The following is a 17181-nucleotide window of genomic DNA, read 5'->3' as shown; positions in this document are numbered from 1 at the left end:
CTAAATAAAATTTTTTCCTAATGTAAAAAAAATAATCGTTAAAATTATTGATCCAAATATTACTATTAAACCCGTGATCCTAGTTATCTTCAGTTCAAAACCATAACCTAGATCCATTATCAAGTGTCGAATTTCACTTAATATTTGAAATGAAAAAGACCATGTGATTCCCAAAATGATAAATTTCCCAAATAATGATTTTAAAAATAAATTAATTACTTCATAATTATTTTCACCAAGAAGAAGTAAACAAGACCAAATGCAAATAAAAGTAATTCCAATAATATTTATCACTCCTGTAATTCTATGAGTAATGGAAACCAAAGAGGAGATATGCCATCTATAAATTTGAATATGTGGTGATAGAGGAGGTTTATTTTCCATAAAAATTATTTTTAATTAATGTTTCAGCTATTTCAACTGCATTCAATGCAGCGCCTCTTAGAAGATTATCAGATACAATCCACAAATTTAATCCATTTTTTATTGTTTTATCTTCTCTAATCCTTGAAATAAAAGTTTCATCTTTTCCTTCTGCCTCTAATGGTGTCGAGTAACCTCCATCAATTCTTTCATCAATTACTTTGCAACCATCAAAACTATTCAGTGCTTTATTTATTTGCTCTAAAGAAAAAGTTTTCTCAAATTGAATATTTACCGATTCTGAGTGAGAAACAGATATTGGTAACCTAACACATGTTGCTGTTAGATCGATTTTGTCATCTAAGATTTTTTTAGTCTCATTTCTCATTTTTAACTCTTCTTTCGTGTAGCCATCTTCTGAAAAAACGTCGATATGCGGGATTGCATTAAAAGCAATTGGTTTTGTAAAATTTTCAGATTTAATATCTTTACCATCTAAAGCTAATTTAGTTTGTTTAATCAATTCATCCATTGATGCTTTGCCAGCACCAGAAACGGATTGGTATGTTGAAACAACTATTCTTTTAATTACAAATAAATCATGTAATGGCTTTAATGCGATTACTAATTGTGCTGTTGAACAATTAGGATTTGCAATAATATTTTTTTTAATATTGTTTAAAGCATCTGAATTTACCTGTGGGACTATTAAAGGAACATCCGGATCCATTCTGAAAAAACTTGAATTATCAATTACTAAACAATGCTTGGCTGCTTTTTCAGCAAATTTTTCAGAAATTTTACCACCTGCTGCAAAAAAAGCGATTTTAACTTTGGAAAAATCAAAATTTTCTAATTCACTCACTATAATATCTTTACCTTGAAAATGAATTTTTTTTCCAGCGCTTTTAGACGAAGCAACTAAGTAAAGATTTCCTGAAGTAAGTCCTTTTTTTTCGAGAACTTCCAGAGTTTTTCTTCCAACATTACCTGTTGCTCCTACTATTGCTATATTCATGATGTAGGTTTTATACTAGATGAAAGGTAAATCGCAAACTTTTACAGCTATTAAATTTCCATCAATTTCCAATAATCCTGAAGCGGATGCTTTACAATGTGGCTCATTTATCATCGCAATACCTATAGACTTTTTAAAATGAGGTGAATAACAGGCAGATCTTAAATCCCCAATTAAATTTCCTTTTTCATCTTTAATATTAAGAGATTTAGTTAAATTAATTTTACTAGTATCAATCTGAACACCCATTAATTTTCTTTTGATCCCGTCTTTTTGAATCTTTTTCAGTCTTTCCTTACCTAAAAAATCTATATCTGTATCTAGATTTACATACTTTTCAAAACCACATTCAAATGGATTATCATTATTGTCAAAATCGTTTCCATAAGAAAGTAAACCACTTTCTATTCTTTCAATTAAATTTGGACATCCAGCTTTTACATTGAATTCTTTTCCTAATACAAAGAGTTGATCATATAAATCTAATCCGGATTTAGTATTTTCAACATAGATCTCAAAACCTCCTTGTTTTGACCAACCAGATCTAGCAATTAAATGTTTTACACCCTTATAATCATAATAATTAAATCCAAAAAATTTTAACTCTTTTATCTCCTTACCAAAAATTTTTTCCATCAAATCAAAAGATTTGGGTCCTTGAATTGCTAGGATGTCAACATTAGGCTCAAAAATATTTACATTGAATTTATTACCTGATGCTAATCCTTTTGCAAAAAAAATAACATCGGAGTCAGCAATTGAGATCCACCATCTATCTTCAGCTAGCTTTAAAATAACTGGATCATTTACTAAATTTCCACTTTCATCAATTATTGGGCAATAATAACATCTACCAATTTTGGAATTGGATAAATCTCTACAGGTCATAAGTTGAACAAGTTTCGCTGCATCATTGCCTGAAATTTCAACCTGTCTTTCTGCTGATACATCCCATACTTGAACATTTTTTTTTAAATGATCACAGGATTCTTCTAAAGATCCAAATGCTGCTGGTAACAGCATATGATTATAAACTGTGTAGGCAGTCACACCTTGATTTTCAATTCTTGAAGTGTACGGAGTACTTCTCACTCTTCTTGATTTAGCTATTGGATAACTTTTCATTTATTTAAGAATTCTAAAATCTTTTCTCTCATTTCGAATGCTTTTTCAATCATTATCATATGGCCACATCCTTTGATCACGTGAGTAGTTGAATTTTTAATCAAATTAGAGAATTTTTTTCCTGCTTCTAAATTAACCATTTTATCTAATTCTCCAAATATAAGCATTGATGGTAGATCAATTTCTTTTGCAGCCTTAGAGCCATTTAAATAATTGTTACATGCATTTAAATCAACAGCCAAAATTTCACTTATATCTCTCGGCGATTGAATGATTTTTTCTACTGGGTTACCACCAATAAACTTTTTTGAACCCTCATATCCCCATTTCATCATTAATTTAACAGCGTCTGAGTGTCCGCTTTGAGCTAATTCAATTAAATCCGGATGTACTGGCATTTTATTTGAACCTCCAACAAAAACTAATTTTTTTAGTCTCTCTTTATATCTTAAAGAATATTCGAGTATTTCTAAACATCCTTGAGAATGACCAACTAAAATTAAGTTTTTTAATTTTAATTTATCAAATACTTTTTCCATCCAATCAGCAATTTTTTCTACACTATCTAAGCAAGGACCATCTGAATTTCCATGTCCAGGTAAATCTATAGATAATACATTATAATTTTTTGATGAAAAAAATTGTTCAGATAGCGACCAGACAATATGTGAGAGACCACTTCCATGTAAAAATACTATCGTATCTTTATTTGTATCTATACCCTGACCAGAGTCGGATGCATGAATGTTTTTGTTTTCTAGTTGGAATATCAATTATTTTCCTAAAATTTTTTTCTTAACTCAAATTTTTGAATTTTACCTGTTGAAGTCTTTGGTAATTCACAAAAAACAACTTGTTTCGGCACTTTAAAACCAGCAAGAGTTTCTTTGCAAAAACTTATTAATTCTTTTTCTGTGACTGGTTTATCTTGGACCATCTCAATAAATGCACATGGGACTTCGCCCCATTTTTCATCTGGTTTTGCTACTACCGCTGCAATAGAAACTGATGGATGCTTTGCTAAAGTGTTTTCTATTTCGATTGAAGAAATATTTTCACCTCCAGAAATAATGATGTCTTTCGATCTGTCTTGAATTTTAACATATCCATCTGGATGCATAACTGCCAAATCTCCAGAATGAAACCAACCACCATTCATCGCTTTATCTGTAGCATTTTTATCCTTGAAATAACCCTTCATAACGACGTTTCCTTTAATCATAATTTCACCAATCGTTTTTCCATCTTTTGGAACTTCTTTCATAGTTTCAGGGTCCATAACTGTGATCCCCTCTGTATTAGGATATCTTACACCTTGTCTTGCCTTTATTTCATTTTGTTTTTCTTCATCAAATTCATTCCAAGAATCGTTCCAAGCACATTGAGTAACATGGCCATAAGTTTCTGTTAATCCATAGACATGCATTACCTCGAATCCAAGCTCTTTCATTTTTTTAAATATAATACTTGGTGGTGGCGCACCAGCAGTTAATACATAAACTTTTTGTTTTAATTTTTTTCTATCCGACTCTGGAGCTCCGGTGATCATATTCAATACAATCGGTGCTCCACCAAAATGGGTAACATCATATTTATCAATTAATTCAAATATTTTTTTTATATCAATATTTCTTAAACAAATAGTTCTTCCATTTAACATAGGGACAGTCCATGGATAACCCCAACCATTACAATGAAACATAGGTACAATTGTTAAAAAATTTAACCTATTTGGCATATTCCATGCAACTGCACTTCCAGTTGACATTAAATATGATCCTCTATGATGATAAACTACACCTTTAGGGTTTCCAGTTGTTCCTGAAGTATAACTAAGTGATAATGCTTGCCATTCATCTTCTGGCATTTTCCAATCATAATTTTCATCACCAGTGTTTAAAAAACTCTCATATTCTAATTCTCCAATTTGCTCACACTTAGATTGGTCTGCAAATTTATCGTTGATATCGATTATTATGATTTTTCTTTTTAAAGTATTTAAGGCCTTTTTAACCTCAACATGAAGTTGCCTATCAACAACTAAAACTTTTGCCTCACTATGTTCTAAAATATACGCAATTGTCTTAGCATCTAATCTTATATTAATAGTATTAAGAACTGCACCTGTCATAGGAACCGAATAGTGTCCTTCAAAAATTTCAGGGGTATTAAAAGCTAAAAATGAAACAGTATCACCCTTACTAACTCCAATTTTATTAAGTGCACTAGCAAATTTTACAGTACGTTTATAAACTTGAGACCAAGTATATTTCCTATCTTCATAAATAACTGCTTCATAATTGGGATAAATCTCATAAGCTCTTTTCAAAAAAGTCAAAGGTGTTAATGGAACATAATTTGCATCATTTTTATTAAGATTAGTTTCGTAATGGCTCATTTAATTGAACTTGAAATTCATTATATTTGAACTTCCAGAGATTGCAGACTTATAATGATGTTCAGCTCTAGGTAATACTTTATCAAAATAAAATCTAGCAGTGTCTATTTTATCATTATAAAAATTTTTATTTTCCTCATAATCTTTAAAACTTACCTCTAAAACCTTAATCCATGCATAAGCAATAGATACATAACCTAAAGTTTTAAGGTAATCATTAGCTGCTGCACTAACATCATCTTTTGATGTAGTTGCTTTATCTGTCATCCAATCACTAAATTTTTTAAGAGTGTCTAAATTCTTATTAAATTCTGATAAAAATGGTTTAATTTTTTCATTGTCAGTTTCACACTCTGACTTAACCTGGTCTAAAAATTTATTTATTATATTGCCGTTTTTATTTGATAATTTTCTGAAAACTAGGTCTGAAGCTTGGACTGAATTTGTACCTTCATAGATAGGTGTAATTCTATTATCTCTATATAATTGTTCTATTCCTTGATCTTTAGTGTATCCATATCCACCATGAATTTGCATAGCATCACTTGTGATTTCCATTGCTAAATCTGTGAATAATGATTTTACCACAGGAGTCATGAGGGAAACATAATCTGAGGCTTCCTGACGGGTTTTTTCATCTGGATGGTTTAAACTTACTTCAGTTTGCTGTGATAGCCAAAAACATAAAGCTCTTTCACCTTCAATAATTGATTTCATATTAAGTAGGGTTCTTCTAATGTCAGCGTGTTCAATTATAAAATCTGCACCATTTTTTGAACTAGAATTATTTGATTTTCCTTGTTTTCTCTCTTTTGCATAAGAAAGTGAATTTTGATAGGCGATTTCTGAAATACCTAAACCTTGTATACCAACAACTATTCTTTCAAGATTCATCATAGTGAACATTGCACTTAATCCTTTTTCTTTAGCACCTATCATATATCCAGTAGCATCATCAAAATTTAATACACAAGTTGCTGATCCCTTTATTCCCATCTTAGTCTCTATAGATCCTGTAGATATCCCATTTCTTGGTCCAATTGTTCCATCATCTTTAACCACAAATTTTGGGACTAAAAATAAACTTATTCCTTTTGTGCCTGCTGGAGAGTCATCTGCTCTTGCCAAAACTAGATGAATAATATTCTCGGTTAAATCATGATCACCAGATGTAATAAATATTTTTTGACCACTTATTTTATAAGTTCCGTCAGTTTGTTTCTTAGCTTTTGTTCTTAATAAACCTAAATCGGTACCACATACTGGCTCAGTTAAACACATAGTGCCGCTCCATTTTCCCTCAACTATTTTAGGTAAATATTTATTTTTTATATCGTCTGTAGCATGATGATTAATACAATTATATGCACCTATACTTAGTTCACTGTATAATTTAAAAGACAGACTTGCTGAGGAAAGCATTTCATCAAAAAATGCACTTACAGTTTTTGGCATACCTTGACCCCCATATTTTGGATCACAAGATAGTGAGGTCCACCCGTCCTCAATATATTTTTTGTAAGCTTCTTTATAACCTGGAGGAGTTCTTACTACTCCATTTTCTAAAACTGCAGGATTTTCGTCACCAGCTTTAGCTAATGGTAAAATTAAATTTTGATTAATCTTTGCTGCCTCCTGCAAAATATCTTTTACTAAATCAGTTGTTACCTCTTTATATTTTTCTAACTCATTATATTTTTGATTATTTCTAAGTTTCTCGAATAGAAACATCATATCATCAACAGGAGCGGTATAGCTTGGCATAGTATGACTTTAAGATAATTAATTAATTATTGCAATTTTGAAATGATCGCATCACCCATTTGAGAAGTAGAAACCTCTTTCATTTTATCAGACATTATATCTTTTGTTCTTAATCCATCATTAAGAGCCTCTTGTACAGCCTTTTCTAAGGCCTCTGCCTCTTTATCTAAATCTAGAGAATATCTTAGTGCCATAGCAAAACTCAAAATTGAGGCGATAGGATTTGCAACTCCTTTTCCAGCAATGTCTGGAGCTGAACCATGAATAGGTTCATACATAGCTCTCATTTCGCCATCCTTATTTTTTGCACCTAATGATGCTGAAGGTAGTAATCCAAGAGAACCTGTTAACATAGAGGCTTCATCTGATAACATGTCACCAAATAAATTATCAGTTAAGATTACATCAAATTGTTTTGGGTTTCTTACTAATTGCATCGCACAATTATCAGCTAACATATGACTTAACTCAACATCCTTATAATCTTTATCATGTAATGATTGCACTTCTTCTTTCCAAAGTTGACCCGCTTCCATTACATTTGATTTTTCACAAGATATGACTCTATTTGATCTTTTTTTAGCTAAATCAAAAGCAACTCTAGCTACTCTAATAATTTCACTACTAGTATAAGTATGAGTGTTTACTCCTTTTCTTTCTCCATTTTCTATTGGTTTAATTCCTCTTGGTTCACCAAAATATACTCCACCAGTTAATTCTCTAACTATTAAAATATCTAAACCTGATACAATTTCTGGTTTTAAAGTTGAAGCATTTACCAATTGTTCAAAACATATTGCTGGCCTTAAATTAGCAAAAAGTTTTAGTTCTTTTCTAAGTTTTAAAAGGGCTCTTTCAGGTTTTTTTGAAAATTCTACACCATCCCATTTTGGTCCACCAACTGCACCTAACATTATTACAGCACTCTCTAATGCTTTGTAAAAAACTTCATCAGTAAGAGGTGTTCCATGCTTATCAAAAGAAATTCCTCCAACTAAATCCTCATCAATTTCAAAATCTAAAGATTTTTTATCATTAAACCAATTGATTACCTTTTTAACCTCTGCAATCACTTCAGGACCTATTCCATCACCTGGTAACAATAACACTCTTCTTTTTTTAACTTTAATCATTAAACACCCAGGGCTTTTTGACTTTTAAATCTTTTTCAAAAATTTCTATTTTATCAGATTTTTTTAATGAAAGAGCTATATCGTCTAATCCTTCTAACAAACACTTTTTTTTAAACGAGTCTACTTTAAATTTTAATTCATTATTTCCAAAAAAAACTTTTTCTTCATTAAGATCTATAAAAATTTCTTCTTTTCTTTTTGCATATTCTGATAGTTCTTTAATTTTATCATCATCTAAAATTATTGGTAAAATTCCATTTTTAAAACAGTTGTTATAAAAGATATCTGCAAAACTTGAACTTATCACACACGTGATACCGAAGTCTAATAATGCCCATGGAGCGTGTTCTCTTGAAGAACCACAACCAAAATTTTTTCCAGCAATTAAAATTTTTGAGTTATTGTAAGGATCTGTATTTAAAACAAAATCATTTATTTCTTTACCTTGATCGTCATATCTCATCTCAAAAAATAAATTTTTGCCCAGTCCAGTTCTTTTAATTGTTTTTAAAAATTGTTTTGGAATAATCATATCTGTATCAATATTAACTATTGGCAAATACGCTGGTATACTCTTCAAAGTGTTAAATTTTTGCATGTTAATTTTGATATTTCCTTACATCATCAAGGTTTCCAGATATTGCTGCTGCTGCTGCCATACCTGGGCTTACTAAATGGGTTCTTCCACCTCTACCTTGCCTACCTTCAAAATTTCTATTTGATGTAGAGGCACATCTTTCTTCTGGCTTTAATTTATCTGCATTCATTGCTAAACACATTGAACAACCTGGCTCTCTCCATTCAAATCCAGACTTTACAAAAATTTTATCTAATCCTTCTTGTTCTGCTTGTTCTTTAACTAGCCCTGATCCAGGAACAACCATAGCATGAACATGAGAGGCAATTTTTTTATCTTTTAAAATTTTTGCAGCCTCTCTTAAATCTTCAATTCTCCCATTAGTACAGCTCCCAATGAAAACTTTATCAATTTTAATATCTTTAGCTGCCATATCTGGTTTTAAGCCCATATAATTTAAGGCTCGTTCCAAAGAATTTTTTCTATCCTCATCTTTCTCATTTTTTGGATTTGGTACTCTTTCATCAATCGTAATAACATCCTGAGGTGAAGTTCCCCAAGTTATCATTGGCGAAATTTCATTGGCAGTTAGGTTTACTTCTTTATCAAACTTGGCACCTTCATCAGTATTTAAATTTTTCCAATTATCTAGTGCTTTATCCCAATCATCTCCTTTAGGAGACATTGGTCTACCTTCTAAGTATTTAAATATCTTTTCATCAGGAGCAATTAATCCTGCCCTTGCACCACCTTCAATTGTCATATTACAAATTGTCATTCTATTCTCAACACTAAGTGATTTAATTAGATCACCTGCATATTCTATTACACATCCTGTTCCTCCCGCAGTTCCAATTTTTCCAATTATTTGAAGAATTACATCCTTTGATGTAACACCTAATGGAAGTGTGCCGTTGACATTTATTCTAAAATTCTTAGCTTTTTTTTGAACTAATGTTTGAGTTGCTAAAACATGTTCTACTTCTGAAGTTCCAATACCAAAAGCTAATGCACCAAATGCTCCATGTGTTGCTGTATGACTATCGCCACAGACAATAACTGTACCAGGTTGAGTAAAACCTTGTTCAGGTCCTGTGACATGAACAATTCCTTGTCTCTTATCGCTCATTCCAAAAAGTTTAATACCAAACTCTTTACAATTAGCCTCTAAAGTTTCAACTTGAATTTTAGACTCATGGTCTGAAATACCTTTTGACCTATCCGTTGTCGGAACATTATGATCTGCAACAGCTAGTGTCAATTTTGGGTGTCTTACTTTACGTTTAGAATTTCTTAATCCCTCAAAGGCTTGCGGACTTGTAACTTCATGAACTAAATGTCTGTCAACAAACAACAAAGCTGTTCCATCTTCTTGCTGATGAACTAAATGTTCGTTCCAAATTTTATCGTAAAGAGTATTGGGCATTGAGAAAAAAATTATTTTTTTTCCTGTAAATTTTCAAGTTTTTTTTCAGTTTTAGTCTCAGCTTTGGGTGCCTCTTTCTTCATCTCTGTTTTTGGGGCTTCCTCTTTTTTAGGCTCTACAGTTGGGGTAGCCTCTTTTGCAGCTTCTGGTGCACTTTCTTTTTCAGCTGGCGCTAGATTTTCTTCAGTAACAGTCTCAGGCTTAACATCAATATCAATACCAATTTTTTTTCTTATTTTTTCAGCAATCCTCGCAGATTTTCCAGTTCTATCTCTTAAATAATACAGTTTAGCTCTTCTTACTTTTCCTGAACGAATTACCTTGATTGAGTCAATAACAGTTCCATACAACGGGAAAGTTCTTTCAACACCTTCTCCAAAAGATATTTTTCTAACAGTAAAAGAGGAGTTTATGTCTCTACTTTTTTTAGCTATACAAACACCTTCGAAATATTGAATTCTCTCTTTTTTTCCCTCTGTAATTCTGACACCAACTTTAACAACATCACCAGGAAAGAAATCAGGGATCTTTTTTTCTGAAAGAATTTTTTTAACGTTATTTTGGTTTATTTCTTCTATTGTTTTCATTTTAATATTTAACAAATTAATTCTTCTTATATTTATGCCACAAATCTGGTCTTCGGTCGCGTGTTATAGCCTCAGATTGAGATAAACGCCAGTCTTTAATTTTAGCGTGATCACCAGATAATAACACATCTGGAACTGATTTTTCCTCCCAAATCTGGGGTTTGGTATATTGTGGATACTCCAAAAGGCCATTTTCAAAAGTTTCTTCTGAAGCTGATTTATCATTCCCTAAGACTCCAGGTAAAAGTCTCAATACACTATCAAGCACTACCAGCGCAGCAGTTTCTCCGCCTGACAATACATAGTCTCCTACACTAATCTCTTCAATATTTCTTGTAGATAATACTCTCTCATCAACACCTTCGAAATGACCACAAATTAATGAGAAGGATTTTTCTAATGATAGATCTTGTGCAAGTTTTTGATTAAATACTTTGCCTTTCGGTGAAAGATACAAAATCCTATCTCCTTTATTTATGTTTTGATCGATAGAATTTGCTAAAACATCAGGTTTTAATAACATGCCTGTTCCACCACCGTAAGGAGTATCATCAACTGTTTTATGTTTGTCTGTAGCTGCATCTCTTATATTTATCACATTCAAACTCCACAATTTTTTAGACATCGCTTTTCCGTAAAGACCTTTTCCTAAAGGCCCAGGAAAAATATCTGGATAAAGTGTAAATACTTGAGCTTGCAACATTAATATCCTTTACTTTATTTCTTCTCTTCTTTTTTAGCTTCTGCTTTTGGAGCTTCTTCTTTTTTAGCTTCTGCTTTTGGAGCTTCTTCTTTTTTAGCTTCTGCTTTTGGAGCTTCTTCTTTTTTAGCTTCTCCAGCTGGAGCAGCATCTGCCTTTGAAGACTCTTCCTTTTTAGTTTCTTCTGAACCATCTTTTTTTCTATCTTTTTTTGGAATTGCTTTTTGTGGGTTATTTCCATTAGCAGGCATAGGCATCAATTCATTCTCACCTAAAATTCTAGCTACTCTTGTAGTAGGTTGTGCACCTTGACCCAACCAATACTTTATTCTCTCAGCCTCTAATCCAATTCTTTCTTTTTTTTCTTTTGGTAACAATGGATTAAAAAAACCTACTTTCTCTATAAATCTACCATCTCTAGCAAATCGACTGTCGGCTACAACAACCTTATAAACAGGCCTCTTTTTTGTGCCACCTCTAGATAATCTTAATTTTAACATTTACTCTCCTTTTTATTTTAATTGATTAAATAATTCTGGAGGTATTCCTTTATCAGACATACCTTTCAGATTTCCTTTTGACATCTTCTTCATCATTTCAGACATCATTTTAAATTGTTTCAACAATTTATTGATAGTGGCTGGATCAGTTCCTGAGCCATTAGCAATTCTTTTTTTTCTAGAACCATCAATTATTTTTGGGTTCTCTCTCTCTTTTTTAGTCATTGATAAAATTATAGCCTCATTTTTTGTAATAACACTCTCATCAATACCTGCAGCATCCATTTGAGATTTAACCTTTGAAACTCCTGGCATGAAAGACATGATACCTTCAATCCCTCCCATTTTTTTCATTTGTCTCAGTTGAGTTAAATAATCTTGCATTGAGAATTGTCCTTTTTTTAAATTTTCCTCTGTTTTTTTTATATTTTCTTCCCCAAGATCTTGGGCTGCTTTTTCAACAAGAGAAACAATATCTCCCATTCCAAGAATTCTATTTGCAATTCTATCTGGGTGAAAAACTTCAAGATTTTCGATCTTTTCCCCAATACCTAAAAATTTAATTGGAACCTGTGAAACAAATTTCATACTTACAGCAGCCCCACCTCTCGCATCACCATCTGCCCTTGTTAAAATAATTCCAGATAAATTTACTGTATTATTAAATTCTTTTGCTACTGATGCAGCTACTTGTCCAGTGAGAGAGTCAGCAACTAAAAACGTCTCCGCAGGTTTAATGGCATTTTCAATTTGTTTAATTTCACTCATCATCTGCAAATCTATTTGTGTTCTACCGGCAGTATCGAATAAGATAATATCTGCGCCATTCAAGTTTGCTGCACTAATTGCTCTTTGACAAATATCACTGGGTTGTTGACCTTCAATTATTGGAAGAGTTAATATATTATTTTGTTCACCTAAAGATTTTAACTGCTCTTGAGCGGCTGGTCTGTAAATATCTAAACTGACCATCATTACTTTCTTTTTTTTTGTATTCTCTAAATATCTCGCAAGTTTAGCAGTTGTTGTTGTTTTACCAGAACCTTGTAGCCCGACGAGCATCATTGGCACTGGTGGAACTGCATTTAAATTTACATCATTATTTTTTTCACCTAAAAGATTAACTAATTCATCATAAACAATTTTTACCACCATATCGCCGGGTGATGTTGATCTAATAATTTCTTGACCTAATGCTTTTGGTTTAACCTTTTCAATAAAATCTTTAGCAACTTCAAGAGACACATCAGCTTCTAATAAAGCTTGTCTTATTCCTCTCAATCCTTCATCAACCTGATTTTCATCAAGTGATGGGGTTTTTTTTAGAGAGGAAAAAACTTCCTCAAATTTATTTGTTAAGTTTTCAAACATATTTATTACACACAGCAGTAATCGCACTAGTGGGCGAACCCTCGCTGACTAGTGTCGATCTCTTTGTTTCCAAAGACACCGCAAATTTAATGTTTTTGCGGAAACTGCCACAAACTATAATAGAGGTTCAAAAAGTCAATAAATAAGTTAAATAACTATATATGGACATCAAAGCTTTTAAAATGGACGGATTGGGTAATGATTTTGTGATAATCGATAATAGAGAAAAAATTACCAATTTGACTAAAGATCAGATAGTAAAAATTTGTGACAGAAATTTTATTGGCTGTGATCAACTAATATTTATTGAGCCAGATAGTTCTGCAGATGCAAATTTAAAATTTTTTAATTCAGACGGAGGAGAGTCTGGAGCATGTGGAAATGGAACTAGATGTGTTGCAAATTTGATTTCAAATGAAAAAAATAACAAGTCAATAATTTTAAATACGCTATCAGGAAAATTAAAATCTGAAATTTTAGAAAAAAAAATTGTTACAACAGAAATTGGGAAAGCAAAGTTAAAATGGGATGAAATACCTTTATCAAAAGAAATGGATACAAAAAACTTAAATATCAAAATTATTGATACAAATAATAATGAGCACTTAGGTGGCACTGCAATTAATGTGGGTAACCCACATATTGTTTTTTTTGTTAAAAGGATTGAGGATTTCAATATAGAGAAAATTGGCCCCGAAATAGAAAATCACGAAATCTTCCCTGAGAAATGTAACGTATCAATTGCGCAAATTTTTAATAAAAATTTGATCAAAGTAAAAGTTTGGGAAAGAGGAGCTGGTCTTACTAAAGCTTGCGGAACTGCAGCGTGTGCTACAGCATATGCAGGTAAATTAAATAATCTTACAGAAAATAAAACTGATATAGAGTTTGCAACTGGAAAATTATCAATTTCTATAGATGAAAATGATTCAATTCACATGAAAGGACCTGTTTCAAATATTAAAGAAATAAATATAAAATTGTAATGGGAATCTTTGATAAATTTAAAATCGGATTTAAGAAAAGTGCATCGGCGTTTACATCAGGACTTAAAGAAATAATTGTCAAAAAAGAAATTAATGACGAAAATTTAAATAAAATTGAGGAATTTTTAATTCAATCAGATGTGGGGGTTGAAGCTGCCTCTGAAATAAAAGAAATAATTTCTAGAAAAAAAATTGATCCAAATAAAGATCTATCTAAAGAGATAAACTCTATTTTAAAAGAATACATAATTTCTTTGATGAAACCTTTAGAAAATAAATCCTTTTTCGAGAAAAAAGAAAAGCTTAATGCAACATTAATTTCTGGGGTAAACGGCGTTGGGAAAACAACAACTATCGGTAAAATAGGAAAGATATTAAGGAACAACGGCAGTAAAGTCATATTTGCAGCTTCAGATACATTTCGTGCCGCTGCAATTGAACAACTAGACAATTGGGCAAGTAAAGTAGATGTTCAAATAGTAAAATCATCTCAAGGAGCTGATCCCGCCTCAGTAGCTTTTAAAGCAGTAGATGAAGCTATTAAAAATAATTTTAATCAAGTTTTAATAGATACTGCTGGCAGGCTCCAAAATAAAAAAAATTTAATGGAAGAATATAAAAAGATAGCGAATGTCACAAAAAAAATAGATCCCAGCGCACCTCATAATGTTATCTTAATTTTAGATGCAACCTCAGGACAAAATGTATTAAATCAAGTCGAAGAATTTAATAAAATTATCCCAATAACTGGTATCGTGATGACAAAATTAGATGGCACAGCCAAGGGAGGAATTTTGTTAGCGCTGGCAAAAAAATATAAAATTCCAATTATTGCACTAGGTTTGGGTGAAAAAGAAGACGACTTACAGTTGTTCGAAGCAGAAAAATTTGCCGAGGCTTTTACTCAAATTAATTGATTAAATTGCTAGAGATCAAAGGTTTGTAGATATTACATTTATAATTATCATCAAATTTATAATGACCACAATCTTTAGAAAATGAGGAGATTATAAAGTCGAATTTACCGGTGGTTGGGTAAAGCTCTAGTTTTTTACTGGCAATGTCATATTTAAAATTAGCATTTAAACTTTTCACGGCGCTAATCAATACTAATGTTTTATCGTCTTTTAATAAATAATATGCAAAATCATCTGGAAACACTGGAAAATCATATTCTTGTAAAAGATATTTAGCTTGCGAAGGAAACCACTCATAAGAAATTAAAGGTGAAGAGGACTTTGTTAAATGATTATAAATATAAAGATCCTTTGGATAATCATTTATATAATTTTCATTTTCGCCTCTCGCTAAAATAGATTTTTCTCTACCTTTAAAATATAAGCTAAATTCTTTGTTATGTGAATCCATGTGATCTATGTGAAATAAATCGTCTGGTTGAAAAAATTCATCTTGTGAATAAACGTTGGTAGTAAAAACAAAGAAAGCAATAAACAAAACAGATAATCTTTTCATTATCTTTTAATAAAATTAAATTCTGAGGTATATTTGTTGATATTGTGGCTTAATTTAAACTTTTTAAAAATGAGTTAAGGGCTTTAACAAGGTTTTCATCATACTCCATCATATGATTGTCATGTTTTGTAAAATAAGAATATTTCGGTTCATTAGCTTTTTCATACATTTTTTTTCCCATAAAAAATGGAACAATTTGATCAGCCTCACCATGCATTATTAAAATTGGAATATTTATATTCTTAATTTTGCTTTTATTATCAAATTTATCTTTCAATAATAAACCTACAGGTACATACGGATAAAAGGTTTTGGCTGCATCAATCATAGAAGTAAAAGGAGTTTCCAATACAACGCCAGCAAAATCTTTATTTTGTGACAAATGAGTTGCAACACCAGTTCCTAATGACTCGCCATAAATAACAATATTTTCTTCTTTTACACCTTTTCTAACTAGCCAATTTATTCCACTTCTTCCATCTTTATAAAGGCCTTCCTCAGATGGTTTACCTTCATTGCCACTAAAGCCTCTCCAGGCAATTATTAAAAAATTAACATTCATTTTATGGAAATGGTTTAATTTATGAATTCTATTTTCAAGGGAACCGGCGTTTCCGTGAAAAAATAAAACTGTTTTATATTTTTCTAAGTCTTTTTCATGAAACCAGCCCAATAAATCAATGTTATCCTCCGTCTTAATTTTTACTTTTTCAATAGGGACTGATATTTGATCACCAGAATAATTATTTTCATTAGGATGATATAATAAATTTCTCTGATAAAAATATAAAAAAACTAAGATTAAAAAATAGACAAAAATAACTATTTGAAAAAATAACAACAAAATATTCCTAAACTTTTTTAACATTTTTTTTCTTTGCTAAGTATATGCCAAAAAACACCAGGATTGTTCCGATGAAATGATAATTTTCAAATTTTTCATCAAATAAAAAATAACCATAAATTGCTCCATAGACTGTAAAAACGTAAAGAGTGAAGCCTGTTAAAGATGCACCTAATTTTTTTTGGGCAACAGTGTAAAGTGTAAAAGCAATTATTCCTGGCGAAATAGCGGCAAAGATTACCCAAAAATAAAATTGAGGCATAAAAACTGTCTGTTTATAAAATATTTCCTCACCTATATAGAATGGTAATAAACTTAAAGCTCCAAAAAATGATATTAAGGTAAATCTTTCAAAAATTTTTAGTTCTGAATTCCAGTAAAACAAATAAATTGAATATAATGCCCATCCAATAGCGGCAGCTAACATCCATAAATCACCAATTGTGAATTGTAAATTTATTAATAAATTTAAATCTCCTTTTATAATGATTGTAAAGACTCCAATTAAACATGCGATTAATCCAATTATTTTTGTAAAATTTATTTTTTCATGAAAAAAAAAGTATGAAATCAAAATTATGAACACGGGCGAAGATGTGTAAATAATTCCCATATTAGTCACAGTTGTAGTCTCACCTGCTAAAAATGGAAAGGCTCCACATACTCCGCATCCCATTGAGCCTAAAAAAAATAATTTTTTATATTCTTTTTTAATAATCTTAAAATTTTTTTTTAATGTTATGTATGTGAAAGGTAATAATATCAAAAAAACTATTGTCCATCTCCAAAAAGCTAATGATATTGGAGGTACAAACTCGACACCACCTCTAGCTACAACAAGATTACTAGCCATAAAAATTGGCTGAATAAATAATAAGGAAAATGAAAAAAAATTTTTTTTCGAATTATTCAATTT

At 31.2% G+C, this 17181-nt stretch carries 18 protein-coding genes; 2 read left to right on the top strand and 16 right to left on the bottom strand.

Annotated features, from left to right (window positions below):
- The 13 genes from sdhC to ffh are packed head-to-tail and all read right to left on the bottom strand — an operon-like array spanning position 1 to position 12962.
- Positions 1–384, bottom strand: a complete 384-nt coding sequence (gene sdhC, locus ACTT9C_RS02630) for a succinate dehydrogenase, cytochrome b556 subunit (RefSeq protein ID WP_440922954.1) — start codon at positions 382–384, stop codon at positions 1–3.
- Positions 374–1381 (bottom strand): aspartate-semialdehyde dehydrogenase, encoded by a 1008-nt coding sequence (locus tag ACTT9C_RS02625; protein ID WP_440922953.1) that lies wholly within the window; start codon positions 1379–1381, stop codon positions 374–376. Before ACTT9C_RS02625 ends, sdhC begins: the two co-directional genes overlap by 11 nt.
- 15 nt (positions 1382–1396) lie before the next feature.
- A complete protein-coding gene (locus ACTT9C_RS02620; protein WP_440922952.1) occupies positions 1397–2506 on the bottom strand; it encodes a dimethylsulfoniopropionate demethylase in 1110 nt (369 codons plus the stop codon).
- Positions 2503–3279, bottom strand: a complete 777-nt coding sequence (locus ACTT9C_RS02615; RefSeq protein WP_440922951.1) for an alpha/beta fold hydrolase — start codon at positions 3277–3279, stop codon at positions 2503–2505. Before ACTT9C_RS02615 ends, ACTT9C_RS02620 begins: the two co-directional genes overlap by 4 nt.
- An 8-nt stretch (positions 3280–3287) precedes the next feature.
- Entirely contained in the window at positions 3288–4904 is a 1617-nt protein-coding gene (locus ACTT9C_RS02610) for a long-chain-fatty-acid--CoA ligase (protein ID WP_440922950.1), read from the bottom strand.
- A complete protein-coding gene (locus ACTT9C_RS02605) occupies positions 4905–6668 on the bottom strand; it encodes an acyl-CoA dehydrogenase C-terminal domain-containing protein (protein WP_440922949.1) in 1764 nt (587 codons plus the stop codon).
- Positions 6669–6694: 26 nt separating this feature from the next.
- Positions 6695–7801, bottom strand: a complete 1107-nt coding sequence (gene leuB / locus ACTT9C_RS02600; protein ID WP_440922948.1) for a 3-isopropylmalate dehydrogenase — start codon at positions 7799–7801, stop codon at positions 6695–6697.
- Positions 7794–8399, bottom strand: coding sequence for a 3-isopropylmalate dehydratase small subunit (gene leuD, locus ACTT9C_RS02595; RefSeq protein ID WP_440922947.1), 606 nt, complete (start codon positions 8397–8399; stop codon positions 7794–7796). Before leuD ends, leuB begins: the two co-directional genes overlap by 8 nt.
- A gap of 1 nt (position 8400) precedes the next feature.
- Positions 8401–9804: a 3-isopropylmalate dehydratase large subunit gene (gene leuC / locus ACTT9C_RS02590; protein WP_440922946.1), complete on the bottom strand. Its 1404-nt coding sequence runs from the start codon at positions 9802–9804 to the stop codon at positions 8401–8403.
- Positions 9805–9815: 11 nt separating this feature from the next.
- Positions 9816–10391, bottom strand: coding sequence for a 50S ribosomal protein L19 (gene rplS, locus ACTT9C_RS02585; RefSeq protein WP_440922945.1), 576 nt, complete (start codon positions 10389–10391; stop codon positions 9816–9818).
- Between the two features lie 16 nt (positions 10392–10407).
- Complete coding sequence (trmD, locus tag ACTT9C_RS02580; RefSeq protein WP_440922944.1) at positions 10408–11094, bottom strand: tRNA (guanosine(37)-N1)-methyltransferase TrmD; 687 nt, start codon at positions 11092–11094, stop codon at positions 10408–10410.
- Positions 11095–11108: 14 nt separating this feature from the next.
- Complete coding sequence (gene rpsP / locus ACTT9C_RS02575) at positions 11109–11591, bottom strand: 30S ribosomal protein S16 (protein ID WP_440922943.1); 483 nt, start codon at positions 11589–11591, stop codon at positions 11109–11111.
- Positions 11592–11603: 12 nt separating this feature from the next.
- Entirely contained in the window at positions 11604–12962 is a 1359-nt protein-coding gene (ffh, locus tag ACTT9C_RS02570) for a signal recognition particle protein (RefSeq protein WP_440922942.1), read from the bottom strand.
- A 161-nt stretch (positions 12963–13123) separates the two neighbouring features.
- On the opposite strand from ffh, the gene dapF reads away from it, so the two are divergent.
- The gene (gene dapF / locus ACTT9C_RS02565; RefSeq protein ID WP_440922941.1) at positions 13124–13948 is read left to right on the top strand and encodes a diaminopimelate epimerase; all 825 of its coding nucleotides are present in this window, start codon (positions 13124–13126) and stop codon (positions 13946–13948) included.
- Entirely contained in the window at positions 13948–14865 is a 918-nt protein-coding gene (gene ftsY, locus ACTT9C_RS02560; protein ID WP_440922940.1) for a signal recognition particle-docking protein FtsY, read from the top strand. Before dapF ends, ftsY begins: the two co-directional genes overlap by 1 nt.
- Here ftsY and ACTT9C_RS02555 read toward each other — a convergent pair.
- Genes ACTT9C_RS02555 through ACTT9C_RS02545 form a run of 3 tightly spaced genes read right to left on the bottom strand, consistent with a single transcriptional unit; the run spans position 14858 to position 17178 of the window.
- On the bottom strand, positions 14858–15421 hold the full coding sequence (locus tag ACTT9C_RS02555; RefSeq protein ID WP_440922939.1) for a hypothetical protein: 564 nt from the start codon (positions 15419–15421) through the stop codon (positions 14858–14860). The two genes, ftsY and ACTT9C_RS02555, sit on opposite strands and share 8 nt — an antisense overlap.
- A gap of 49 nt (positions 15422–15470) precedes the next feature.
- Complete coding sequence (locus ACTT9C_RS02550; RefSeq protein WP_440922938.1) at positions 15471–16289, bottom strand: alpha/beta hydrolase; 819 nt, start codon at positions 16287–16289, stop codon at positions 15471–15473.
- Positions 16273–17178 carry a DMT family transporter gene (locus ACTT9C_RS02545; protein WP_440922937.1) on the bottom strand — a complete coding sequence of 302 codons (906 nt, stop codon included), beginning with the start codon at positions 17176–17178 and terminating at the stop codon, positions 16273–16275. The genes ACTT9C_RS02550 and ACTT9C_RS02545 overlap by 17 nt, the downstream gene beginning before the upstream one ends.
- Positions 17179–17181: the final 3 nt, after the last annotated feature.

Source organism: Candidatus Pelagibacter sp. (assembly GCF_052049575.1).
Taxonomy (GTDB): domain Bacteria; phylum Pseudomonadota; class Alphaproteobacteria; order Pelagibacterales; family Pelagibacteraceae; genus Pelagibacter.
The sequence above is the reverse complement of the archived record's forward strand: the minus strand, read 5'-3'. Positions and strand labels throughout refer to the sequence as shown.